Origin of the sequence: Vibrio hannami, from assembly GCF_029589055.1 — a bacterium.
Taxonomy (GTDB): Bacteria; Pseudomonadota; Gammaproteobacteria; order Enterobacterales; family Vibrionaceae; genus Vibrio; species Vibrio hannami.
Genome location: NZ_JARQZP010000006.1, coordinates 209,698 through 234,395, shown reverse-complemented (window position 1 = coordinate 234,395; position 24,698 = coordinate 209,698). Strand labels below are relative to the sequence as shown.

Sequence of the window (24,698 nt, the reverse complement as noted above, 5' to 3'; positions counted from 1 at the left end):
GCTTAAACGCGTGCGCTAACAGGCAGCTGACAAAGGGGGCTAACTGAAATTTACTTCAGTTAGTGTGGAGAAAACTCAACCAAACGACACGATGCATTGCTCCCTATACCTTCGATAGGCTCCAGGTTTGCAAGTAGGAACTGGGTAATATTTTGTTGCTTTAAAATTGGTTTGAAATGACTTTCCACTCTCTCAAGCAACTCTCCTTCCGCCTGTCCTTTAAGGCAGATGTACATAGGAATAACTCCTCTCAAGAGACTCATTTTTCGAAGAGCTTCACAGTTATCGGATAACGCCCATTGTTGCGAAGTATGCCCCTGGCAGCGTGACATTAACTTCGCACTATCACCACTTGGGCTTACAATGACTATTCCAATGCTCTCTTTGACCTGCGCCGCGGAAAACACAGACATGACCGCCATAGCTTTAGCGGGCTCTGAGCAATAATGACGAACCGAACTCCATAAGTCTTCAGCGTTGTTTTGCTGGCATTCAGTTGCTTCAGCCACGCGCACCATTGCTTGAACCGCTTCCACCGGGAATTGGCCTGTCGCGGACTCCGCTGAAAGCATTAACGCATCTGTACCATCAAGCACAGCGTTCGCCACATCAGAAACTTCCGCTCTGGTTGGCATTGAGCTGGAGATCATCGACTCCAGAATCTGCGTGGCGGTAATACTTGGTTTACCAAAATAATTAGCTCGCTCAATTAGCTTTTTTTGCATCTTTGGTAACTGAGCATCTCCAATCTCAACGCCCAGATCACCGCGGGCAACCATTATGGCATCCGATGCCAATATCATCTCATCAATGGTTTCCAAAGATTCAACAACTTCTGCACGTTCAATTTTGGAAATAATATCAGCGTTGCTACCGGCCTCCCGAATAAGTTGCCTTGCTTCATGGATATCTTGAGCAGATCTAGGGAAAGACACCGCAACAAACTCCGCTTTTATATGCGCTGCCACTTTAATGTCTTTTTTATCTTTTTCCGTCAAAGCCGGAGCCGATAAGCCTCCTCCCAGTACATTCAAGCCCTTCTTGTTGGAAAGAGTGCCACTGGTTAATACCTCTGTGACAATATGCTTTTCTGCATGGTTTACTTCCAGTGTTTTCAACTGGATTCTGCCATCATCTAACAACAGAATCTGCCCTTCATTTATATCTTCTATTAGCTCAGGATAATCCAGACCAACTCGTTCATTATCGCCCTTAGTTTTGTCCAGATTCGCATCCAGAATAAATGCCTGACCTTTCTTAAGCCGAACTTTTTCATTCTCAAAACAGGCAATACGTATCTTGGGTCCTTGTAAATCCGCCAAAATAGCAACGTGTTTACTTAATCTTAGAGCGGTTTTCCTCACTCTTTCTGCACGCTGAACGTGCTCATCAAGAGCGCCGTGAGAGAAATTAAATCGAAAAACTGACACCCCTGCTGTGATCATTTTTTCTATCATCACTTCACTTTCGCTAGCAGGGCCGATGGTTGCAATAATCTTTGTTTTACTCATAACTCTACATCTGAATAAGGTAACTAAAATGGAGGAGGGAATGAGAAGCACCATTGGTGCTCCTCTTCCACGATGTGAATCATTGTTCTGATTCAGAAAGATTACTCATCGATTGTGTTCACTTTCTTCGCGTTCCATACAGAGAGCGCTAGCACTAATGAAACCACACCCGCCGCAAGCCAGAAGTACTGAGCCTGGTCGAAGTTGTAGTGCTTCAGACCATCCACTTCAGATACATCAATCAGAGACGCAGAAATAAGTTCCTGAGCCGATGCAGCGATATATGAGAACAGCCCGATAAAGCCTTTAACCGCACCAACCGCATTCTTAGGCATAAGGTCACAAGCAATCAGACCCGCAAGGAATACAACCAGACCACCAATAGCGAAGCCAATCATACTCAGCGCAACTGCATCGACCATACGGTTCTCTGGTCCAAAGAACAGAAGACACATACCACCAATGTTTGCCAAACCATACAGAAGTGTTGGGATATGACGGTTAGCGTTAAACACTTTGTCCGAGATGATGCCTGATAAAATCGCACCAGCCATACCTGCTAATGGGTAAGTGGACATCGCAAAACCAGCATCGATAAGTGAGTATCCTTTACTCTCTTGCAGGTAAAGAATTGCCCAGGAAGACATCGCATATCGAGAGATGTACATAGCCGCACACGCCGCTGCAATTAACCAAACCGTAGGCTGCTTAAGCACAAACATCTGAGCTTTGCGAGTTTCAACAGGATCGTTTTTCTTTTTGATCTCTGGCTCTTCATCAAATGCAGTCGCCGCATCAGGAAGGCCATATGTCTGAGGACGGTCTTTTAGAGCAACAAGCATACACAGACCAGCTGCAATACCAGCAATACCAGCACCGATAAAGCCTGCACGCCATCCCATGTAACTTACTAGCGTCGCAGTCAGAATCCAGGTGATTGCTTCACCGATACTACGGGAAGCACCCCACATGGAGTAACGGCTACCACGTTGCTTTGGCGAGAACCACTGGTACAGAGATACACACGAAGGAGCAGAACCCACAGACTGGAACCAACCATTCACCCCCCATAGAAGAATGAAGAAAAAGGCTACGCTGTTCATGCCGAGGATAATGGTTGTGATACTCGAAAGTATCAAAGAGATGGACATAAACCGTCCGATATTAGCGTAGTCTGATAAGAATCCATTCGAGAACTTACCAAATGCATACGTGAAGAAGAATGCAGAACCCATGATACCCAATTCAGCTACCGATACGATCTCTGCATCAAGCATAGGTTTCTTCACAACACCTAAACTCATTCGCACTACATAGAAGACACCGTACCCGAAAACTAGTCCCAGGAACACCTGCCATTGATACCGCTTAAAGCGGGACTGCATTTCCGCCTTTGAACCATCCGATAACGGAAGATCCGGGCGAGTTTTAAAGAAATTTAACATATTCCACTCCGTAATTAGAAAATAGCGTTTAAGCCATGTGGCGGCTTTGTCGGAGTGATATTGATATAAACGACAACAGGTTAAAAATGACCCATTTTGAGTCAGAAGTGACACAAGCCCTTACAATATACGAGCCAAAATCAAGAAAAACAGCACAATAATTATTCCACCTATTGATAGCATTAACATCCATAACAGCGAAAAGAGTCACTAATGACTCACGACAGAATCAGACTTTTTTTTGTTGGTTTTCTTAAGTAAGAACCGCTTCACAATTAGAGTGAGTTTTGTGACATGGACAAGTATCTTTCGGCCAGAAAAAACAACGTGGTAACAGCAGCGCTAATAATTTTCTGCTCTCTAATCATGCTTATCAGCTATTCAGCAAAAGCTGAGTCAGACAAGCTGGTTATTCTGACGACATTCTCTAAGGCATCATTAACTCCTCTGGTTGAAGAGTTCAATCAACGCTTTCCAGAAACTAAAGTTCACCTTTTATACCGACGAACCAGCTCAATAAGGTATCTGCTTGATCGGCCTCTTATTCAGGATGTGGACCTGGTACTCAGCTCATCTCCTTTTTTGATGAAAGGCCTAAGTGAAAGAAAGCATCTGGATCAACTGCCCGAGAAATTACAAACACCAACCTGGTTAAAGCCCTACACTCTGGTCGATAACGCAGAGGTGACGACTTTTGCCTATTCAGGTGGTGGATTGATCATCAATTCAGATTACCTGAAAAACCATAACTTATCGCAACCGACATCCTGGCGGGATCTCACCAAGCCTGAGTATTTTGGTCACCTGTCAGCGAGCACTCCTGCCCGTTCGGGAACCAACCAACTGATGCTCGAGAGTCTGCTACAGAAATATGGCTGGAACGAAGGCTGGAAGCTGATCATGAACATGGCTGCAAATCTGACAACCATTTCATCACGGAGTTTTGGTGTCAGTGACGGAGTCGCTAAGGGGCATTCTGCTGTCGGGCCGGTTATTGATAGCTATGCTGTTCGACTCAAGACAAGACTTAGTCATATCAGCTTTGTCTCTTTGTCTGACTTTACACTTATGCCGAGTTACGTAGGAATAATAAATACATCGAAGAACCACTCTTCTGCTGAGATCTTTATTCGCTTTTTACTCTCACAACCCGTGCAGGAGGGTTTGATACAGAAAACCCTTGCGAAACACTCTATGCGAGATTCTGAACTGGCTTTGTCACCTCACACAACTCTATCCACAGACTCAACTTTCAACAGAGAACTAGCTATACAGGTCCTCTTTGATCTCAGCATAACGAGACGGTTACCCGACCTATGTGAAACCTGGCTTTCCATCATCAGCGCAGAAAGAGAATACTCGCACTCTCCTAGCCACTTAGAGCAAATACAGAAGGCAAAAAACATCGCCTTTACCATGCCTGTAAGTCAGAGCACCGCGCTGACAGCACTAAGTAATGATGGTCACTATTCAAACCTAACTCAGCTTGAACGAGATCCCGAACGCCTTGAGGTATTGAAGTTGTGGCAGGGAAAGTTGGCCATTAATCTAAAAAAAGCCAACGAACTCATTGACTCGCTTCCTTACATGAAGGGTATCAACGATGGCAAGTAAGTATCACTCCATTGGAATGAAGCTCAGGCTTGCATTCACAGCCATGACGGTATTGATCACTGTGGTTAGTATGGTTTCATTTGCGACCTGGAATAGCCTGGATAATCACGTAGGAGACATACTTCATACAAATGTCCCCAAATACACTGCTAGCTCTCAATTAGAGTCCGCTAGTTTTCGTATTCATAGCATTGCTGAACAGCTATCTACAGCACGAAACAGATATGAACTTCGCGAGTCATATGAGGCCATTGCACAAGAGCTAAAGACTATTTATTCCACCCTGAATGAGCTTGAAGATACTATTCAGGTAAAAGATCTCAGGCAAGGCTACGCTAAACTTCAACGTAAAATAGATGATTATCACTCATCCATTTCCTTATCCATGAACTCAGAGCGCGACTTAAAGCAAATAAAGAAGCAGATTCAATGGCTGCACCAGGATATCTATTGGGAGTTGCAACCCCTTTATCAAGAAATGCTATGGCAATTATCGAGAAAAACGATGAGCAGGACGTATCTGAGTTTATCGATAATGTAATAACAATTCAGGAACTTATCGAGCAAGAAAAGGAACTTTTCAATATCATAGAAGAAGTTTCTATTGCTTCTTCTTTCTCTCAAATAAATAACGGCACTAAGGTTCTTCAATACCAGCTCGAGAAGCTGACCAATCAGAGCAACAAGATTGACTCTATACCATCAGCAGTAACCTACCTCCAGTTGCTTTCAAATTACGCCGAGCTATTACTTCCGGAAAAAATGCTACACAAAGCTTTGCTCAAAAAGCTTGAAAGCTATCAGGCCGTAGGTGAAGCAAGAGAACACGTAAATAACCTTCTTAAAGCTCAGCATCTTGGAATACAAAGCCTGGTAAGTGAAGCGGATGGTCATTTTGCAGATCTAAAGTCGAATACTTCGAAACAGGTTGCTTACGGAAATAATGTGCTACTACTATGTTTTAGCTTCTCAATTTTAACCAGTGTGATTTTAACCACCTACTTTATAAGAAATAAGATCGTGGGAAGGCTGACTACATTAGGCAATAACCTGGAAGCTATTGGGCAGGGGCGCTGGGATGTGCCTATATATTCTGCTGGCAGAGATGAAATTAGCTTAATAAACCAAAAACTATCTACTTTTATCGATCAGATGAAAGAGATGGAACGTACTAACGCATTGAATCTGTTAAATAATACGCAAGCAAGTATTATTACCTGTGAGCTCAACGGTTGTATCGAATCCATCAACCATTCTGCAAGGCAACTATTCTGCAAAGATACAAAACAGGCTAAATCGCCACTATGGCAATGGTTCCCTGAACAACATCGCTCTCAAATTCAATCACTATTCGAAACCACCAGCCAACTACGAACTAAAGGCCATGATTCTGTTTCGATTACATTTGGAGATAGTCACTCTCCCAGCTTTCTGAAGCTGGACTTACACCAATACCTCCAGGGAAGCCAAACTAAGGTCATCGTTACTATCACGGATATCACCGAGCAAATAGAGATAACTCACCTGCTCGAGAAAAGAGTTGCTGAAAAAACCCAATCACTTCAAAACACGAATATGGAGCTCGTACAAGAAGTAGAAGAGAGAAAGCGCACCGAACAACACCTGAAATCTACGCAGGACGAACTGGTTCATGCTGCCAAAATGGCCGTTGTCGGCCAAACGATGACAAGCCTGGCGCATGAACTCAATCAACCTCTCTCCGCAATCTCAGCGTATCTTTTTAGCGCTAAATACTCGATAAACGCCTCTAATTATGACTCAGTAAATCAGTCACTGACAAAAATAGAGGAGCTCACCGAACGAATGAGCAAAATCATCAATAATCTGCGTCAGTTTGCACGCAAAAAGCCAGGTGATAGCTCTCCGGTGCGTGTAGAACTTTCTGATGCAGTCACTAAAGCGGTTGAAATTATTAGTAGCAAAGCAAAACAACAACAAATAACTATCGAGTCTTTCGTACCTGATGATTTAGCGACATGCGCAGAAGCGGTCCAGATAGAGCAGATTCTTATAAATCTTTTGGTCAATGCATGTGACGCCGTTTCCGAAGCCAACAATTCCAAAGGAAACTGGATAAAAATAGAAGGATATACAACAGAAAAAAACACTATCTGCCTGACCGTATCTGATAGCGGTGACGGATTTAATCACGATGTAATTGATAAGATTTTCACCCCATTTACAACAACAAAAGAAGTTGGATTAGGGTTAGGCTTAATGATATCTCAATCACTGATATCGCGCTTTAATGGCAATATTTATCTAGCCTCTGACCTAAATGGTGGTGCCACGGTTGTAATGGAGGTGCCTTGCTATGAAAGTTGATAACACGACCACTGTACTTATCGTTGATGATGACCAGGATGTACTTGATTCATATAAACACTTGCTGTCCATTACAGACATTCAATCACTTTGTCTTGTCGACCCGACACAGGCGTTGAAGGCTCTTCCACGAGATTGGCCGGGAATAATTGTTCTGGATATGTATATGCCACAGATGAGTGGTATGGACCTTCTGGTTCAGATAAAAGAGTTTGATGAAAATATTCCCATCATATTAGTGACAGGCCATGGCGATATCCCTATGGCAGTTAAAGCCTTGCAACACGGCGCATGCGATTTTCTTGAGAAGCCAATCAATCCGAATGAATTTCTTCAGTTAATCACGCGGCACCTTAAAGTCCGAAACACTTTTTTCCAACGCAAAGAGGAGTTAAGTAAAAGTGTCAAAAGGCACTTTATTGGAAAATCAGCGCGCAGCAAGTTAATCAGAGAACATATAGTGAAACTCTCAATGCTAGATAAGCACATATCTATTATTGGAAAACCTGGCACAGGCAGAAGTCACGTCGCTTCATTGATTCATGAATATCGTCATCAGACTAATGAGAATCTCATAAAAATTAGTGGTCATCAGGTTAAAGGCTTTGCCGAAATTGAGTCTGTGTTTAACCAAAATGCTTCCAGTACCATTTTATTCCGTGGTATCGAAAATCTGGATCTCGAAATCCAACAACAGCTATTAGATACCCTGCTATCTCAGGAACACAAAGCCATATTCAATATTCGTATTATCGCCCTATTTGAAGAAAGCCCGGAAAATCTGATCGCTAACCAACAACTGGTTCCCTCTCTCTATTACATATTGAATCAGGGACATATTGAGGTTCCGCCTCTAGTGGATCGCCCTGATGACATTGCCCATCTGTTCCATCACTTTCTAAAACAGAGCTGCAGGACATTAAATAAAGTTTTGCCGGAAGTAAGTGCAAATTATCTGTCAGTACTCAGAAGTCACTTATGGCTCGGAAATGTAAGGGAGTTAAAAAATGTGGCTGAACTGTACGCTGTCGGCATTGTAAAGCTAACTAAACAAGAACGGTTACATAGTTCCGAGAGTCACGAAACGCCTCTTGACTGCCAGGTTGACAACTTTGAAAAGCAACTAATTGAGGATGCCTTGTTCCTTCATTCTGGCAAAGTTACGGAAGCCGCAAACCATCTGAAGATTCCACGAAAAAAACTTTATCTCAGGATGAAGAAACACGGGTTAGAGAAAGAAGCATTTAAAAGCCGTTAAACGGCTTTTAAATCACTCTGGAAAACTGCTGCTGTCTTGCTCTGTCACGCAAGTACTTATCGAAACACATACAGATATTACGAATCAGCAAACGACCACGAGGGGTTACTTTAATTGTCGTCTCTGAGTCTTCCACCAGCTCATCGTTGATAAATGTCTGAAGTAGCTTTAGGTCTTCATCAAAGTACTGGCTGAACTTAAGGTCGAATCTCTGTTCGATTTTTGTCTTATCCAGAGAGAAGTTACAGATAAGCTCTTTGATTACTTCACGGCGAATCAGGTCATCACCATCTAGAGAAACGCCTTTCCACAGCGCATGGCGCATTTCGTCCACCTGAGCATAGTAGTGCTTCAGCTCTTTCTGGTTCTGAGCATAACAGTCTCCAACCATAGATATAGCAGACACACCAAAACCAATCAGGTCACAGTTACCCTGAGTTGTATAGCCCTGGAAGTTACGATGCAGAACACCTTCACGTTGAGCCACAGCCAGCTCATCATCAGGTTTAGCGAAGTGATCCATACCAATAAACTGATAGCCAGCGCCCGTTAAGGTCGCAATTGTATCCTGCAGGATCGCCATTTTTTCTTCTGCTTTCGGCAGCTGATCATCTTTGATCTTACGTTGAGCTGCGAACAACTTAGGCATGTGTGCGTAGTTAAATACAGACAATCGACCCGGCTGCATCTTCAAAACCTGCTCAAGTGTTTCAGCGAAACTTTCCTGAGTCTGTAGAGGCAGACCGTAGATTAAATCCAGGTTTGTAGAACGGAAGCCAAGCTCTTTCGCTCGCTCAACCATCGCAAAAATAAACTCTTCATCCTGCTCACGGTTTACCGTTTTCTGAACTTCTTTGTTAAAGTCCTGAACACCAATACTTAAGCGGTTAAAGCCTTCTGCACGTAAATGGTCCAACATATCCAGTTCGATTTCACGAGGGTCAACCTCGATACTGATTTCAGCATCGTCTTCAAATTCGAATTCTGTGTTTAGCAGCTCCATCAAGCGAGAAATCTGCGCTTTTGTCAGGAAGGTTGGCGTACCGCCACCAAAATGCAGCTGAGTAACTCGCCTTTCATTGAGCAGGAAAGCTCGTTGACGAATCTCATGTTCAAGCGCATCAAGATACTCATCTGCTTTATGGGAGTGTCTGGTTATAACCTTATTACAGCCGCAGTAGTAGCATAGCTTGTGACAGAAAGGGATGTGGATATAGAGTGACAGCGGACGATCCGGGTACTGACGACACGCCATATCAAACTCAGCAATCGTAAAGGCCTCATGAAATTCAAGAGCGGTTGGATAAGATGTGTATCTCGGGCCAGAATAATTGTACTTCTCCAGGATTGACTGATCCCATACGATTTGTTCACTAGACATAGCTTTAATTCCAATTTACGACTTTAATTTGGCTGTGACCGTTTATTTTGCCATATCAGTATGATATGAATGTGTATTAACGGACAGAATACGGAAGAAATGTTCAGAAGTGCTAGATGGATCACTAGCCCTTTTGAGGTATGCACTTGATTGATACAGATAAAGGGCTCTTGCCCCAAATAGGAGCAAGAGTTTAAGCAATTATGCCTGAGTAACTGTGATCTGATCCTTCGGAGCTTCGCTTAGCGGAGCTATGCGAGTTTGAAGCTGTTTTAACTCTTCAGTGATCGCATCCGTTAGTCGAGATTCCGCTTTATGACGCTCTAGATCCTGCTTCATTCGCTCACGCTTCTCTAGCTTCTGGCGCTCCTCACCACGGGCAAAATCTTTTACTACACTGAACAGCTCGAACAGTGCAGGATATTCCTTTTCGACATCGATTCTGTGCTCACCCTGAACGTAATCAAGGATGTGATAAACACGGATACTAACTTCCGCCAAATCACACTGCTTTTGAATACCAGCCAGACAAAGCGTATCCACGCTCTCAAAGATGTTAGCATTACGCTTAGCAATAGAGATATCCATAAACTCCTGACGAAGTTTACTTTGCTTACGAACCTTCAGAATTAAACTAAGGGCGTATCCGGCAAGCGCCAAAATAACCATCCCAGCAAGTATTATTAGTACAGTTAGGTTCATCAGCTACTCCTTAGCTTTTGAAGTCGTTTAAATCCAGATCTTCAAACTGAGATAACAGGTCGTCATCGGAAGACGCTTTCTTAGGTTTTGCAGCTTTAACCGGCTCAATTTCTTCAGCTGGTTCTTCCATCTCTTCAGGTTCGATGAGTCCTAACTGGTTCATCAGAACTTCAATACGATCTAACTTCTCATCGACGTATTTTTGCAATCCTGCACCTAGCTTCTCACCGTTGTCGATACGATCCAGCAATACATTCAGTTGCGCATCATTTTCCAGCATCTCCAGCTCTTTCTCAGCAGAAATACGGCGCTCTTTCTTAGTTTGCTTTGGCTTCGCTTCAACGATCAGAGGAATTTTCTTCTTACTTCCAATACGCGGATCTTTTGCTTGTGAAGCCTTTCTCTCTTTAGTTGCAACAGATTCAGCGTTTCTGTTACCTGTTTTAAGCCCTTTACGCTTCTTCATTTTCTTGCGCAAACGACCTTCAACATCTGCTTCACTTCGGTTTCTAGTTACAATCAGGTCTACGTCACCGGTAGAACCTGGCTTTCTCGATTTTTTCTTTCGACTCATTACTGGGGTTTCCTCAGTAAAATTACATCATTACCAATAAATTCTAGTTGGAGATTATCTCTCTCGGCCAGATGCTGAAACGTTTCTCTGCTGTAGAAACAGACATGCGTAAGGTCATTTTTATAATGCCAACTTGCAAACGCATCTTTATCTATAACTAGCTTAGTCATAATACCAAGCCAGCCTCCAGCCTTCACTAGACTTAACCATTGTTGCCACACCAGATTCGGTTGATACAAATGCTCAATCACCTCAGTGGCTGTCATAAAGTCATATTCGTGCTCGAGCACTTTGGTGTCCGGGTGATAATAAATATCATACAACGCAACTTTATGACCTTGTTCTTCCAATAAAAGAGAGAGTGTCGGACCAGGCCCACAACCAAAATCCAGACCATGCTGACTTTCTACAAGTCTTTCTGTCATAGGTATAGACATTCTTGACAGAAACCTACGATACCCATCATCCAGAGGATCATTGTTGTGCAGATCATAGAAGGCTTTTTCTCTCTCTGCATCTAACCTGTATTCCTCTGGCACAAATACCAGCATACAGTGCTCACACCGATAATAAGGGCGGTGTTTATCCTGATAAAATAGCTGCGAATTCGTCTGCTCACACAAAGGACAAGTGTACATAGATGCATCCTTTAATTAGGGGATGCGAAACATAGCAGAAAAGAGAGCATAAGTGGAGTAAAAAAGCAGCAGGCGTCTTAAGTAATATTCACGTAAATTGTAATATCACTGTGCTGACCAACAGTCACCCTAAGAGTAAAATTAAATGATTAAACTACCACTATACTCCTGGACTCCACCAACTATGTTGCAAAAACTGCTTAAACCCTTTTCTATCCTACTTATAGCAGTATCATTGTCAGCCTGTTCATTGCTGGAAGTTAAGTTTGACTCTCAGACAACGCCGCTAACTCAACAAGAGCTAAATATGCGTATTCTGACCCGTGAATACGCTAAAACGTTTTTTACTCAGGTTGAGGATAGTGCCGAGCGCACCTCTCGCTTATACGCACCAAATGATAAGCAGAACCAAACAAATATCCTTTTGTGGCAAATCTACGCGCTTGAAGGAATGCAGCAGTCAGCCTATCAGGTTTCTCCCACGGCTGGTTTGATTGACTCCTGGGTGTTCACTCTACAAATGGAACAGTTCTTCGAGACTGGTGCTGGTAAAGCGCTCTTTGATGACGACGATGCGGTGTTAACCAGTAAAGCACTGACGACCAAGATAGAACAGCTAGCCAGGCGTATGCTGGATGATCAGTCCTATCAATCTAGTAGCAAGTTTGTACTGGAGTTTGCCAATAACCATCGGTTTGAAGAGATCTGGTTTCGACGCACCCCAGCTTTTGATGCCTGGCTAAAACACCAGGGGCTTGATGAAACCGAAGCAGTAAGCACGCTTGGCACTATGCCGGAAGCTTTGGGTGACGTCTCCGACCGTTTGAGTCTGGTTTCAGAGCAAACACCGAAAATTATGACCTGGAAAGCAGAACTGATTGCTTTAAACAGTACAGTTAGTGGTGAAAAAGTTAACCAGACTTTGGAGAGCATTACGCAATCGTCTGATAAATTTCAGGACTTCGTGGTAAACAATCCCGAATATATGCAGTTTCTCGCGAAGCAGATGGGTAAAGAGCTACAGCCACTACTCAATGACCTTAACTCAATGACCTCAGAACAGATGGTCAAACTTGGTGAAGAGCGACAAGCATTTGAGAAAATGGTAGAGCGCGAGCGCACCGAAATTGGGGTGATGGTATCCGAGCAACGAGCACTAATGACCAAGGATTTGGACAAATTATCTAAGGATGTGGTTTCTTTAGCGATACAAGAACTAACCAGGCTAATCAAAGATGTTCTGATCTACTTTATCCTGTTCGTACTCGTTATCTTCTTTGCGCCATTTGGGCTTGGATTCTTTATCGGTAAGAAGGTCGGCAAGAAATAGCGTCCTGCGGAAATAAAAAAAGCGATAGAAACCTATCGCTTACTAAATTGCCTGAAAAAGTGGCAAATAAACTGTGTGTGCAAACTGCGAACAAACACAACATTCCTTATGTTGTTAGTGCTTTCCGTGCAAATTCTCGTTTGCCATCATCCTGATGCGTTTTACTACTCCTACAACATCCTGTTGCAAGGCTCATCCCAAGCCGTATCCTTAACCTGTTTCATCCTAGAAACGAATTAACCATCCATGTTCCAATGACTCCCTGCCATTGGTTATCTTCTTCCTGAAGAACAGTAGCTCCTTGCTTGAGGTATAATTTACTCTATTCCACCTTTCAGACAAGAAAGAGAAATAAAAAAGCGTATCTTTTTTTCTAAAGAATTTTTCAGGCCATGCTTTTCAACAAGTTATAAAAAGCATTTTCGAAACAAATGGCAGATGTCTCACAAGGTACAAAGACATATCCCACTATGCTTACATTTACAGCCAGTGAAATTAGTCACAAAAAAAGCCACAACAGAACATTTCTCGCCGTGGCTTTAAAAATTTTAGAGCTATCTGCTATTAGTGAAGACCACCAACATACTTAGATAGAATCTCAATATCTTCATCAGTCAGAAGTTTTGCAACATCTTGCATCATGCCATTCAGATCGTTGCTTCGTTCACCTTTACGGAACTTCTCAAGCTGCAGTTTAACGTAATCTGCGTGCTGACCAGAGATCTTAGGGAATCCTGACAACTCAGTGCCATTACCTCTTGGGCCATGACATGCAATACAAGCGGTTAAGCCACGCTCTTTGTCTCCAGCGAGGTAAAGTACCTTACCTTGCTCTACAACATTTTCTGGGGTTGAGTTGTCAGAGATAGGAAGAGATGCATAGTAAGCAGCCAGATCTGCCATATCCTGCTCAGAAAGTGGCATTGCCATTGGGCTCATTACCGGGTCGTAACGCCCTTTTTCTCCAGCTGTTTCACCACCAAGCTTTAACTCTGCAAGCTGTTTTTTAATGTAGGTTTCGTGCTGACCTGCCAATTTTGGATAGTTAGTAATAAGGCTATTACCATCTGCACCATGACATGCAACACAAGTTGCGGTTTTTGCTTTGCCAGCCTCAATATTCCCTTGAGCCCAAACAGTAAAGCTGGCAAACAGGCTCAAGATTAGCGCTAATTTTTTCATGACATTCCATTATAATTATTGAGCTTCCAGTACCACCTATAAATTATTGTCGTGATACAATAGGCGACCTTTCGTGTGTATTTTACACAAATTAACAAAAAATCAATCAACTGACTACATAAAGTCAGATGGAGTTAACATTGAGCGTTAAAATTCATTACCAAAATACGCATTTCATCACTAGTGCACCCGACATTCGTCACCTTCCCGAGGATGAAGGGATCGAAGTTGCTTTTGCAGGACGCTCAAATGCAGGTAAATCAAGTTCTTTAAACCGCCTGACTAATCAACGAAATCTGGCAAAAACCAGTAAGACACCAGGCCGAACTCAGCTGATTAACCTTTTCAAGGTTCAGGAAAACTGCCATATCGTAGACCTTCCGGGATACGGTTTCGCTCAGGTACCTCTGGAAATGAAGAAAAAGTGGCAAAAGTCATTGGGTGAATATCTTCAAAAGCGTGAATGTCTGAAAGGTCTGGTTGTGTTAATGGATATTCGTCACCCGATGAAAGATCTCGACCAGCAACTAATTTACTGGGCTGTTGAATCCAATATCCCGGTTCAGGTACTACTTACTAAAGCAGACAAACTGAAAAGTGGTGCAAGAAAAGCAACCCTTCTAAAGATCCGTGAAGCTTCATTAGCGTTTGGTGGTGATGTAAAAGTTGATGTTTTCTCTTCTCTGAAAGGCATCGGTGTCGATCAGCTAAGAAACACTCTGGACAGCTGGTTTGCACCTGCGCTTGAGATGAACAGCGTTATTGATGCCGAGGACGCTGAAAGCGACGAAGCAGAATAAAAGCTACAAGCTCCCATAAAAATCCCCACCTGATAAGGTGGGGTAACGGGAGAGAATTAGGAGGTATTTATTATTATCCGAACATGATTCAATAATTAAAATTAAATCGCAACAACCTCTCCTTCTAAATCCATCATCGGTCTCGTTTTATCTGAATAAAACAACTCCCAAAGCTGACAACACCCATACATTTTAAAATGCACCACTTTTTTTATCTATAAATAACCACACCAAGAAGAACTAAAATTACAATACTTAAATAAAGACGACTTAGCGATAAAATACCAATAAACATAAGGTTATTAGTGTTTACTAAAATTATTTAACTATTTGAAAGTGATTTCTTTGGATAACTTTGAAGATTTATGGAAAGTACCCAGCGTCAAATGAGTTACGCTAAGTAATTGATTTTATTAAAACTGGCTTTGGTTCGACTTTTTATTTCGCCCAATAAAAAACGCCCCGGTCAAAAACTGACCGGGGCGGCTGAATCAGCCTAATCCAATAACGTGAAACAAAAGGTCTGAAAGATAGAACATCTTACCTCTGTACCCTACGAGAGTTAATGTACAACAATTGAGCGTCTTTGCAAACCCTTTTTGTAATTTTTTTTCATTAAACTTTTATTTAGCTACATACATGAGCTTCTGGCATAAAACTTTATTCAAAAATAAAATAAGCCAGCGCTGTGCGCTGGCTCATACTATTTTTTACTTTTTAGCTAAAAAGTGTCTAATGAGCCTGATCCCAGTTATCACCATGTCCAGCATCAGCAACTAAAGGTACATCCAGAGTAGCGGCTGATTCCATTAGGTTTTGTACTTTACTTTCAATTTCAGTTAATGCGCCCTCTTCAACTTCAAATACAAGTTCATCATGTACTTGCATTAACAGTCGAACCCGATCATTACCTTCAGTCTGAATCCATTCATCAACCAGAAGCATCGCCTTCTTAATAATATCTGCGGCAGTACCTTGCATTGGGGCATTAATCGCAGCTCGTTCAGCAGCTTTTCTGCGCATTCCATTCCGTGACTTGATCTCTGGTAAATGCAGACGACGTCCAAATAGAGTCTCAACATAACCCTGCTCTGAAGCCTGAGCCCGGGTGTCTTCCATATACTGCATAACGCCAGGGTAGCGCTCAAAATAGGTATCCATATAGCTCTGAGCTTCACCACGAGGAATCCCTAACTGTTTAGCCAGACCAAATGCGCTCATGCCATAAATTAGACCGAAGTTAATCGCTTTGGCTCTACGACGTTGCTCGCTGCTTACCTGCTCAATATCAATACCAAGCACTTCTGCTGCGGTTGCAGCATGGATATCTTTGCCATGCTTGAACGCATCAAGAAGAGCCTTATCACCCGACAAATGAGCCATAATTCGCAGCTCAATCTGGGAGTAGTCCACTGCAAGAATCTTCCAACCGTGAGGTGCAACGAACGCCTGACGTATACGACGTCCTTCTTCGTTACGGATTGGGATGTTCTGCAGATTAGGATCCGTAGACGATAAACGACCTGTAGCTGTAACCGCCTGATGATAAGAGGTGTGTACCCTTCCTGTCTCTGGGTTAATCATCTTAGGTAGTTTATCTGTGTAGGTAGATTTCAGTTTAGCCAGACCACGATATTCAAGGATACGTTTTGGCAACGGGTAATCCAGCGCTAGCTCCTGAAGCACTTCTTCATTGGTTGATGGCGCGCCAGAAGGTGTTTTCTTCACAACTGGCAAGCCCATTTTCTCAAATAAAATAGCCTGCAACTGTTTTGGAGAGCTTAGATTAAACTCTTCACCGGCAATCTCATACGCTTCCTGCTCTAGCTGTTCAAGACGAACTGCAATTTCCTGCGACTGCGCACCAAGCAACATATCATCAATAAATACACCCGCCCTCTCTATTCGAGACAGCACTGGAACAAGAGGCACTTCTATCTCTTCATAGACCGACTTAAGCTTTTCATCCTGATCGATATTTTCAATCAGACGATTATGAAGGCGCAGAGTGACATCTGCATCTTCCGCTGCATAAGGCGCTGCCTGCTCTAGATCAATCTGGTTAAAAGTCAGCTGGTTTTTACCTTTACCCGCAATGCTTTCAAATGAGATACAGCTATGTTGTAAGAAGCGTAATGCAAGGCTATCCATATCATGCTTGCCACCCACGCTGTTATATACGTAGGAAGCCAGCATAGTGTCATGCTTGATACCTTTCATCTCGATATCGTAACGAGCAAGCACGCTTGCATCGTACTTTAGGTTCTGACCTACTTTTGCCTGACTTTCATCTTCAAGAATAGGCTTTAGCTGTTCAAGAGCCCACTCTCTGTCCAACTGCTCAGGTGCATCCAAGTAGTCATGCGCAACTGGTACATAAGCAGCAACTCCCTCTTCAACCGCAAACGACAGACCAACAAGGTTCGCGACCATATAATCCAGACTGTCAGTTTCCGTATCAAAAGCAAAAACATCAGCAGCTTTTAGTTTATCCAGCCACTTAGTGAAACTTTCTTTATCCAGAATCGTTTCATACTGGCTACGATCGATCGTTACTGCAGAGGTATTCATTTCACTAGCAGCTGAAGATGGCGTACGACCAGACTTTTCATCAGCCTCAACAACTCCAGTTCCACCTTCAAGCAACTCGTTCAGCCATGATTTGAAGGTTAACTTTCCATAAAGCTGTATCAGTTCATCTTTATTTGGATCCGCTTTAACAAGAGACTCTATCGTTTCTTCCAGCTCCACATCCAGTTTGATGGTTGCTAGCTCATAAGATAGGAAAGCATTCTCTTTGTTGTCCACCAGCTTCTTAGCCATGGTTTTAGAACCACGGAAGCCAAGTGCAGCAATATCATCTAGCTGTTCATACAGTTTATCTAGGCCACCGATACCCTGAAGTAAGGCTGTCGCGGTTTTATCACCAACACCTGGTACACCAGGAATGTTGTCGACTTTATCTCCCATGAGCGCCAGATAATCGATGATCAGCTCAGGTGGAATACCAAACTTCTCAACCACACCTTCACGATCCATCACAACATTCGTCATGGTGTTAATAAGTGTGACATTTTCATCCACCAGCTGAGCCATATCCTTATCACCCGTACTGATCAATACAGGCATACTGGCTTTTGAAGCTTGCGAAGCAAGGGTGCCAATCACATCATCGGCTTCAACACCCGGAATAGATATAAGAGGTAATCCCATTGCTTTAATAACATTGTGCAAAGGTTCAATCTGGCATCGAAGATCATCAGGCATTGGCGGACGATTAGCTTTGTACTCTGGATACATGTCATCCCGGAAAGTTTTACCTTTGGCGTCAAAGATAACGGCAATTTTATCTGACGGATATTGCCTCATCATGCTTCTAAGCATGTTCACTACACCGTAAACAGCATTGGTAGGAATGTCGCCATTGCTCATAGTGCCTGGGTATGCGTGAAAAGCTCGGTAGAGATAGGATGAACCATCGATAAGAATGAGTGGGTTTTCTGGAATGCTTGCCATGCGCTTCTAAATCCAATGAGTAGAGTAAGATGCGCTAAGGATGCCATGAAGTTGTTTACGATTCTATGCTGAGTATGTGAGATTCAGAGTAAATCACCATACCTCCTGTGGATAAGTCTGTTTGTAACTTAAGATCACATTTTTGACACTTACTTTTCTAGAGTAAGAAATCAATAATAAGTCTTTAAATTACATATTCTTACAATCAGATCTAACCATAATTAGGAGATCCTAAAATGATCACTCAATGTGGAAAAGTTATCTGAGGGTTAATAGATAGATAACTAATGAAAAAGGACGTAACAGAGCATTTTATGCTAGATCTGCTAAGTGATTCCTACAAAAAAAGAAAGCGACATCTTTCGATGTCGCCTAGCATAAGTGGTAAAGCGAGAACTTCGGAGAATGTTATCTATTTACCCTAAAGCTTAAATTACACTGGAAGCAATGTGAGCAATGTCGTGTCATTCAAGAAGTTAAAGTAAATTCGTTTCCGAAGATTCCTTAACTCCTCAAGACAAGTTAATAATAACCATTCTCATTTGAGAGTCAACACCTAATTGATAACTTTTCTCATTTATTTTTCTTCAATGCTCTCTTTCGCTTTTGCATTGTCTTCAGCCAACCAAAGTGCCACATCTTTAGCAAAATAAGTAAGGATTCCGTCCGCACCTGCTCGTTTAAAGCATAGTAACGATTCAAGAACAATCTCTTTCTCTTTCAACCAACCATTTTGAATCGCAGCTTTATGCATCGCATATTCACCAGACACCTGATAGGCGTATGTCGGCACCTGTAGCTCAGATTTAACTCTTCGAACAACATCTAGATATGGCATACCTGGTTTCACCATCACCATATCAGCACCTTCGTTGATATCCATCGCAACTTCGTGCAACGCCTCATCGCTATTTGCTGGATCCATCTGGTAATTCTTCTTGTTACCACCTTTCAGGTTTGAAGCAGAGCCGACTGCATCACGGAAAGGGCCATAGTAACTTGAAGCATACTTCGCTGAATAAGCCATGATTTGTGTATAGATATATCCAGCTTCTTCAAGAGCTTCGCGGATTTTTCCAATACGGCCATCCATCATGTCAGAAGGCGCAACCACATCTGCACCCGCTTCTGCGTGTGAAAGTGCCTGCTTAATCAATACTTCTGTAGTTTCATCATTTAGCACATAACCGGTTTCATCGATAATTCCATCCTGGCCATGTGTGGTAAAAGGATCTAATGCAACATCGGTAATAACACCCATATCTGGTACATGCTCCTTCAATGCCCGCACGGCTCTTTGAACCAGACCTTCAGGGTTATAAGCTTCTTCAGCATTCAGGGTTTTTACGTCCTGATTAACGACCGGAAATAGAGCAATAGCAGGAACGCCAAGCTTAGACAGCAGTTGAGCTTCTTCGATCAACAAATCGATAGATACACGTTCAATACCCGGCATCGACTCAACAGCTTCACGCCTGTTCTTACCCATCAATACAAACATAGGGTAAATCAGGTCATTTACAGATAGCTGATTCTCAGCCATTAGACGGCGGCTAAAGTCGTGTTTACGCATACGACGCATTCTGCGCCCCGGAAATTGTCCTTGAATTGAAACGCTCACAAGAGTCTCCTGACTACATTAAAAAATACTTCAACATCATATCACTACAGGGATTGCAGACCAGTTTGTAGCTTGAAAAATAACTATCCAGAATACAATTTTGAGATATCACCGTATAATCTACCCATTAAAGATTAGAGACGACAGACCCATGATTGATACCCATGCCCATATTTATGCCCAGGAATTTGATAACGACAGAAATGAAGTGATTTGCAGAGCGGTTGAACAAGGTGTAAACCAGATTCTGATGCCAAACATCGATCTGGAATCCATTGCACCTATGCTAGAAACTGAAAAAGCATACCCAGAAATCTGTCGATCAATGATGGGACTTCACCCTTGTTATGTGGATGCTGATGTAAAGCAGACCCTTGCTACGATTCACTCATGGTTTGAGAAGCATAACTTTATTGCAGTGGGTGAAATTGGTATCGATTTATATTGGGATAAAACCTATCGGACTGAACAAGAGTTTGCGTTTGTTACCCAACTTAACTGGGCAAAAGAGATGGGACTTCCTGTCGTCATTCATACCCGAGACTCTATTTCCGAAACATTAGAGCTGTTAAAAGGGGAACAGGATGGCTCCTTAAGTGGCGTATTTCATTGCTTTGGCGGTTCAGTAGAAGAAGCAAAAGCAATTACGGATTTAGGATTCCACCTTGGACTTGGTGGTGTATCTACATTTAAAAATGGCGGTATGGATAAGGTGATACCACATCTGGACTTAAAAGATATCATTCTGGAAACAGACTGCCCGTATCTTGCTCCGGTGCCGCATCGTGGTAAGCGTAATGAACCTTCATATACCGAACTGGTCGCTAAAAGAGTGGCGGATTTGAAAGAGTTGACTCTAGCTGAAGTCGATAAGTTAACGACTAACAATGCGACTAAGCTGTTTAAGCTTTAGACACTAAAAGAGGAGCTCATTCGCTCAACAAGGAAGCCACCACTATACAAAAAACTGTCATCCCTACGAAGGCAGGAATCTATGCTCTTTTACTGTGTTGATTAGATTCCCGCTTCCGCGGGAATGACTACGACGTTAGGATTCACTGCTCTCTTCGGCTTCATCACGTCGGGTATAGAAACGCGCAAAGAACAGTCCCACCTCAAACAGTAAACACATAGGTATAGCAAGAAGTGTTTGAGAGATCATATCTGGTGGGGTCAGCATCATGCCGACAATAAAGGCACCTACCACTATATAAGGGCGCTTTTCAGAAAGGCTCTTAACATCTGTAGCACCAGTCCAGCAAAGCAAAATAATCGCTACAGGAACCTCAAAAGCGATACCAAACGCTAAAAACAGAGCTAACACAAAATCCAGATAACTGGATATATCCGTAGCAAACTCAACTCCACCTAGCGATATTGCAGTGAAGAAGCCAAACACCAGCGGGAACACCACGTAGTAAGCAAAGGCAACGCCACAATAGAACAACAATGAGCTAGAGAACATCAACGGCATAATGAGCTTACGCTCATGCTTATACAAACCAGGAGCCACAAATGCCCAAACCTGATAAAGAATAAACGGTACTGCTATAAATACAGATGCGATCAAAGTTAACTTTAACGGCGTAAAGAACGGTGATGCTACGTCTGTTGCAATCATTGTTGCGTCTTCCGGCAATCGCTCAATTAGAGGCGCCGAAATAAACTCATAAATATGGTTCGAGAAATAGATTAGCGCTATAAAAATGACAAGTACCGCCGCCAATGCTCTAAGCAGGCGGTTTCTCAACTCTAAAAGATGGCTAATAAGTGGCTGCGTCTGCTGATTCACCGACGACATATAAACCTCACTGAAAAACAAAAAGAGCTGCATATCGGCAGCTCTGTCTATATTGCCGAATAATAAATTACGTTATTACTCAGCCTTTTTTCTTTCTCGGATTCAGAATTCTGCTCTTTCGCAGCCGCAGGAGCATCGTTAGCAAAAGGTCTTTGCACATCTTTTGCAGCCTGCTTAAGCTCCTCAACCGACGCCTTCAGATCTGGAGATAACTCTTCCATACTCATCTGCTCAGCTTTTTTGAGGTTCTCTTGCATTTCCTGAATCTTTAGTTCATGGGAGAGCTCATCTTTCACTCCGTTCGCCATGGCTTTCGCACCATTGATGAACTTTGCCACACTACGAATAGCAGTTGGCAAACGCTCCGGTCCTAATACGACTAGACCAACGACTGAAATTAATATCAGCTCCCAAAAACCGATATCGAACACGGTTTATGCCTGCTCTTTGTCTTTTTTAACTTCTTCAGAAGAAGCTTGTTCTTTCTTCTGCTCAATATTCTGAGGCTCAAAGTCTGCGTCTTTCTCTGTCGACTTAGAAGTTGGCTCATCATCGTTCATTGCTTTTTTGAAACCTTTCACTGCTGAACCTAAATCACCGCCCATATTACGTAGCTTTTTAGTTCCAAACAGCAACACAACGATTACAGCAATAATAAGTAATTGCCAAATACTAATACCACCCATTTCCAATACCTCGGGGATTATTATTGAACATGAAATTTATTCCGCTAAGTGTACTATTTTTTAATGTACGCACGCCAACTTAGCAGCCAAAATGTGACACCAGTAATGCCGCTACCCAAAGCGAGGTAGTTATACGGGCCGATCACCAGTATCGTAGAGCATACGACGAGAGTTGAGCCAATACCAAGTAATAATTTACCTTTTGCGTGATTTCGCTTGGTTTGTTGATAGCCCTGATAGATTTTATCCATCTTTTGGTCTATTTCACGACCTCGTTTTAACCCATCGTAAATCAACTCTGGCAACTCTGGGAGTCTCTCAGCCCAAAAAGGTGCCTTTTCCTTCACCGCATCGATTACCGCCTGCGGACCAACCTGATGCGCCATCCAGTTTTCAAGAAACGGCTTGGCGGTAGCCCACAGATCCAGCTGAGGATATAACTGTCTTCCCAGCCCTTCTACATAGAGCAGAGTTTTTTGCAGAAGTACCAGTTGAGGTTGTACCTCCATGTTGAATCGACGCGCTGTATTAAACAGGTTTAACAACACATGACCAAACGATATCTCACACAGCGGCTTAGCAAAGATAGGCTCACACACCACGCGTATCGCGAACTCAAACTCCTGTACATTGGTATCAACAGGCACCCAGCCCGAATCAACATGAAGTTGAGCAACTTTATGATAATCACGGTTAAAGAATGCAAGGAAGTTTTCCGCCAGATAACGTTTATCTTCGCTATTAAGGGTTCCTACAATTCCGCAATCCAGGCCGATCCATTGAGGGTTTTCCGGATGGTCATACTGTACAAACACATTTCCGGGATGCATATCTGCATGGAAGAAACTATCGCGGAAAACCTGAGTGAAAAATACACTCACTCCACGCTCAGCCAATAGTTTCATATTGGTGCCGTTTGCCCTGAGCCCCTCGATATCAGACACCTGAATCCCATAGATTCGTTCTGATACCATTAGTGTTTCGCTACTAAAGTCAGGAAGCACTTCTGGCACATACAGCTCTTCGCTGCCTTCGAAGTTTCTGCGCAACTGAATGGCGTTTGCGGCTTCACGCCTTAAATCCAGTTCATCAAGTAACGTTTTTTCGTACTCGCGCACAACCTCAACTGGTTTAAGCCTGCGAGCATCAGGTAGTGCTTTAGCTACGATACGCGCCATTCGGTACATCAATTTGATATCCGCGTCGATAATAGGGCGGATATCCGGACGAATGACTTTAAGAACAATTTCCTGTCCGGTTTCTTTTACTTTGGCAGTATGAACCTGAGCAATTGAAGCCGAAGCCAACGGCTCGATATCAAAATCGGTGAACCAGTTTTCCAGAGGACCACCCAGTGCTTCCTCCATTTGCTCTTTAGCCAGGGAGCCATCAAACGGCTCTACCTGATCCTGCAGTAACGCTAACTGATCAGCTAAGAATGGCGGAAATAAATCCCGACGGGTGGACATCATCTGCCCAAACTTAATCCAGACCGGACCAAGTTCTTGCAGAACAAGCCTTAACCGAACCCCTAAATCTTTGTCTGCGTGCTTGTTTTTCAGCCAGAATAGAGCTTTTCTGGCTAACAATGGCGTTCTGGTAAGTTGATGATCCGGGAGTAGCTCATCCAGTCCGTATTCCAGTTGGACTTTGGTTATTTTGTAGAGTCTTTTCAGTTCTGTTGGAGTCATGCGTGCTCCAACAGCTTATTCAGGCGAGATTCTAACTGCTCTGCCTTCGATTTAACGTCATCAACCTGATCACAAAAATAAGCGACTTCCAGTGGTGGCGGAGCAATTTTCCACTCTTCGGTAAGCGCCTGCCCCAGATGATTTTCGTGTTTTTTTGCCTGCTTCTTAACCCAGCAGCCGAAATATTTTGCGCTCTGAACAACAGAGTGAGCAACAATATCGCCGGTATAGCGAGACATCCACTCTTCAATGTCCGGTCTGATATCTTTAAGCAACTGAGAAAAGTGCTGAACGAGCTTAATGTCACCTTCAAGCTCAACTTTCTCTTGCTTGATTAGTCTGGTGATATTGGATTCATCCCGTAGTTCTGGAAGCGCGGAAAGATGAAGCGAGACATAACAATCTGGCTGACCTTCATATCTGGCCAGCACATCAACCTGCTGGCTGAAGATAAATGTCAGTGTTTTATTCACTTCGATAAGGTGAATCTGTAATACCTGCCCCTTCAAGCGGAGCAGTTGCTTACTCTGCTCTGGGCTCTCCTTGAGCAAAGTATTGAGTGCAGTTTCAATGGCAGCCGTTGCCATTGGGTCAAGTGACAT

22 protein-coding genes are annotated in these 24,698 nt (G+C 43.0%); 7 read left to right on the top strand and 15 right to left on the bottom strand.

Annotated elements, in window-relative coordinates; genetic code table 11:
* Positions 1–59: 59 nt before the first annotated feature.
* A complete protein-coding gene (pyk, locus tag P7F88_RS12360; protein WP_277825123.1) occupies positions 60–1,511 on the bottom strand; it encodes a pyruvate kinase in 1,452 nt (483 codons plus the stop codon).
* Positions 1,512–1,612: 101 nt separating this feature from the next.
* Positions 1,613–2,956 (bottom strand): MFS transporter, encoded by a 1,344-nt coding sequence (locus P7F88_RS12355; protein ID WP_277825122.1) that lies wholly within the window; start codon positions 2,954–2,956, stop codon positions 1,613–1,615.
* A 294-nt stretch (positions 2,957–3,250) separates the two neighbouring features.
* On the opposite strand from P7F88_RS12355, the gene P7F88_RS12350 reads away from it, so the two are divergent.
* From P7F88_RS12350 to P7F88_RS12335, 4 genes are read left to right on the top strand one after another with little or no spacing between them, the layout of a single operon-like run.
* Entirely contained in the window at positions 3,251–4,570 is a 1,320-nt protein-coding gene (locus tag P7F88_RS12350; protein WP_277825121.1) for an ABC transporter substrate-binding protein, read from the top strand.
* Entirely contained in the window at positions 4,560–5,111 is a 552-nt protein-coding gene (locus P7F88_RS12345; RefSeq protein ID WP_277825120.1) for an MCP four helix bundle domain-containing protein, read from the top strand. Before P7F88_RS12350 ends, P7F88_RS12345 begins: the two co-directional genes overlap by 11 nt.
* Positions 5,054–6,916: an ATP-binding protein gene (locus tag P7F88_RS12340; RefSeq protein WP_277825119.1), complete on the top strand. Its 1,863-nt coding sequence runs from the start codon at positions 5,054–5,056 to the stop codon at positions 6,914–6,916. The genes P7F88_RS12345 and P7F88_RS12340 overlap by 58 nt, the downstream gene beginning before the upstream one ends.
* Positions 6,906–8,174 carry a sigma-54-dependent transcriptional regulator gene (locus P7F88_RS12335; RefSeq protein ID WP_277825118.1) on the top strand — a complete coding sequence of 423 codons (1,269 nt, stop codon included), beginning with the start codon at positions 6,906–6,908 and terminating at the stop codon, positions 8,172–8,174. Before P7F88_RS12340 ends, P7F88_RS12335 begins: the two co-directional genes overlap by 11 nt.
* A gap of 7 nt (positions 8,175–8,181) precedes the next feature.
* Here the strand turns inward: P7F88_RS12335 and hemN are convergent, their stop codons facing one another.
* The 4 genes from hemN to P7F88_RS12315 form a co-directional block, all read right to left on the bottom strand.
* Positions 8,182–9,555, bottom strand: coding sequence for an oxygen-independent coproporphyrinogen III oxidase (gene hemN, locus P7F88_RS12330; RefSeq protein WP_277825117.1), 1,374 nt, complete (start codon positions 9,553–9,555; stop codon positions 8,182–8,184).
* Positions 9,556–9,756: 201 nt separating this feature from the next.
* The gene (locus tag P7F88_RS12325; RefSeq protein ID WP_277825116.1) at positions 9,757–10,257 is read right to left on the bottom strand and encodes a DUF2489 domain-containing protein; all 501 of its coding nucleotides are present in this window, start codon (positions 10,255–10,257) and stop codon (positions 9,757–9,759) included.
* Between the two features lie 10 nt (positions 10,258–10,267).
* Positions 10,268–10,831, bottom strand: a complete 564-nt coding sequence (yihI, locus tag P7F88_RS12320; RefSeq protein WP_277825115.1) for a Der GTPase-activating protein YihI — start codon at positions 10,829–10,831, stop codon at positions 10,268–10,270.
* A complete protein-coding gene (locus P7F88_RS12315) occupies positions 10,831–11,469 on the bottom strand; it encodes a class I SAM-dependent methyltransferase (protein ID WP_277825114.1) in 639 nt (212 codons plus the stop codon). The genes yihI and P7F88_RS12315 overlap by 1 nt, the downstream gene beginning before the upstream one ends.
* Positions 11,470–11,653: 184 nt before the next feature.
* Here P7F88_RS12315 and P7F88_RS12310 point away from each other — a divergent pair, with 184 nt between their 5' ends.
* Positions 11,654–12,799, top strand: coding sequence for a chemotaxis protein (locus P7F88_RS12310; RefSeq protein ID WP_277825769.1), 1,146 nt, complete (start codon positions 11,654–11,656; stop codon positions 12,797–12,799).
* Positions 12,800–13,363: 564 nt separating this feature from the next.
* Here the strand turns inward: P7F88_RS12310 and P7F88_RS12305 are convergent.
* A complete protein-coding gene (locus P7F88_RS12305) occupies positions 13,364–13,981 on the bottom strand; it encodes a c-type cytochrome (RefSeq protein ID WP_277825113.1) in 618 nt (205 codons plus the stop codon).
* Positions 13,982–14,109: 128 nt separating this feature from the next.
* Here P7F88_RS12305 and yihA point away from each other — a divergent pair, with 128 nt between their 5' ends.
* Positions 14,110–14,781, top strand: coding sequence for a ribosome biogenesis GTP-binding protein YihA/YsxC (gene yihA / locus P7F88_RS12300; protein WP_277825112.1), 672 nt, complete (start codon positions 14,110–14,112; stop codon positions 14,779–14,781).
* A 491-nt stretch (positions 14,782–15,272) separates the two neighbouring features.
* Here the strand turns inward: yihA and spfP are convergent, their stop codons facing one another.
* The 3 genes from spfP to hemB all read right to left on the bottom strand — a co-directional run bounded on the left by spfP (position 15,273) and on the right by hemB (position 19,918).
* Positions 15,273–15,320: a small protein SpfP gene (spfP, locus tag P7F88_RS27225; RefSeq protein ID WP_438356636.1), complete on the bottom strand. Its 48-nt coding sequence runs from the start codon at positions 15,318–15,320 to the stop codon at positions 15,273–15,275.
* Positions 15,321–15,513: 193 nt separating this feature from the next.
* Positions 15,514–18,297 carry a DNA polymerase I gene (polA, locus tag P7F88_RS12295; protein ID WP_277825111.1) on the bottom strand — a complete coding sequence of 928 codons (2,784 nt, stop codon included), beginning with the start codon at positions 18,295–18,297 and terminating at the stop codon, positions 15,514–15,516.
* A gap of 577 nt (positions 18,298–18,874) precedes the next feature.
* Positions 18,875–19,918 carry a porphobilinogen synthase gene (gene hemB / locus P7F88_RS12290; protein WP_277825110.1) on the bottom strand — a complete coding sequence of 348 codons (1,044 nt, stop codon included), beginning with the start codon at positions 19,916–19,918 and terminating at the stop codon, positions 18,875–18,877.
* A gap of 151 nt (positions 19,919–20,069) precedes the next feature.
* Between hemB and P7F88_RS12285 the strand changes: the two genes are divergently transcribed.
* Positions 20,070–20,831: a TatD family hydrolase gene (locus P7F88_RS12285; RefSeq protein ID WP_277825108.1), complete on the top strand. Its 762-nt coding sequence runs from the start codon at positions 20,070–20,072 to the stop codon at positions 20,829–20,831.
* Positions 20,832–20,966: 135 nt separating this feature from the next.
* Here the strand turns inward: P7F88_RS12285 and tatC are convergent, their stop codons facing one another.
* The 5 genes from tatC to P7F88_RS12260 are packed head-to-tail and all read right to left on the bottom strand — an operon-like array spanning position 20,967 to position 24,698.
* Positions 20,967–21,719 (bottom strand): twin-arginine translocase subunit TatC, encoded by a 753-nt coding sequence (gene tatC / locus P7F88_RS12280; protein WP_277825106.1) that lies wholly within the window; start codon positions 21,717–21,719, stop codon positions 20,967–20,969.
* 47 nt (positions 21,720–21,766) lie between these two features.
* Entirely contained in the window at positions 21,767–22,150 is a 384-nt protein-coding gene (gene tatB, locus P7F88_RS12275) for a Sec-independent protein translocase protein TatB (RefSeq protein ID WP_277825104.1), read from the bottom strand.
* Positions 22,151–22,153: 3 nt separating this feature from the next.
* Positions 22,154–22,405, bottom strand: coding sequence for a Sec-independent protein translocase subunit TatA (gene tatA / locus P7F88_RS12270; RefSeq protein WP_277825103.1), 252 nt, complete (start codon positions 22,403–22,405; stop codon positions 22,154–22,156).
* A gap of 53 nt (positions 22,406–22,458) precedes the next feature.
* Complete coding sequence (gene ubiB, locus P7F88_RS12265) at positions 22,459–24,096, bottom strand: ubiquinone biosynthesis regulatory protein kinase UbiB (RefSeq protein WP_277825102.1); 1,638 nt, start codon at positions 24,094–24,096, stop codon at positions 22,459–22,461.
* Positions 24,093–24,698: a ubiquinone biosynthesis accessory factor UbiJ gene (locus P7F88_RS12260; RefSeq protein ID WP_277825767.1), complete on the bottom strand. Its 606-nt coding sequence runs from the start codon at positions 24,696–24,698 to the stop codon at positions 24,093–24,095. The genes ubiB and P7F88_RS12260 overlap by 4 nt, the downstream gene beginning before the upstream one ends.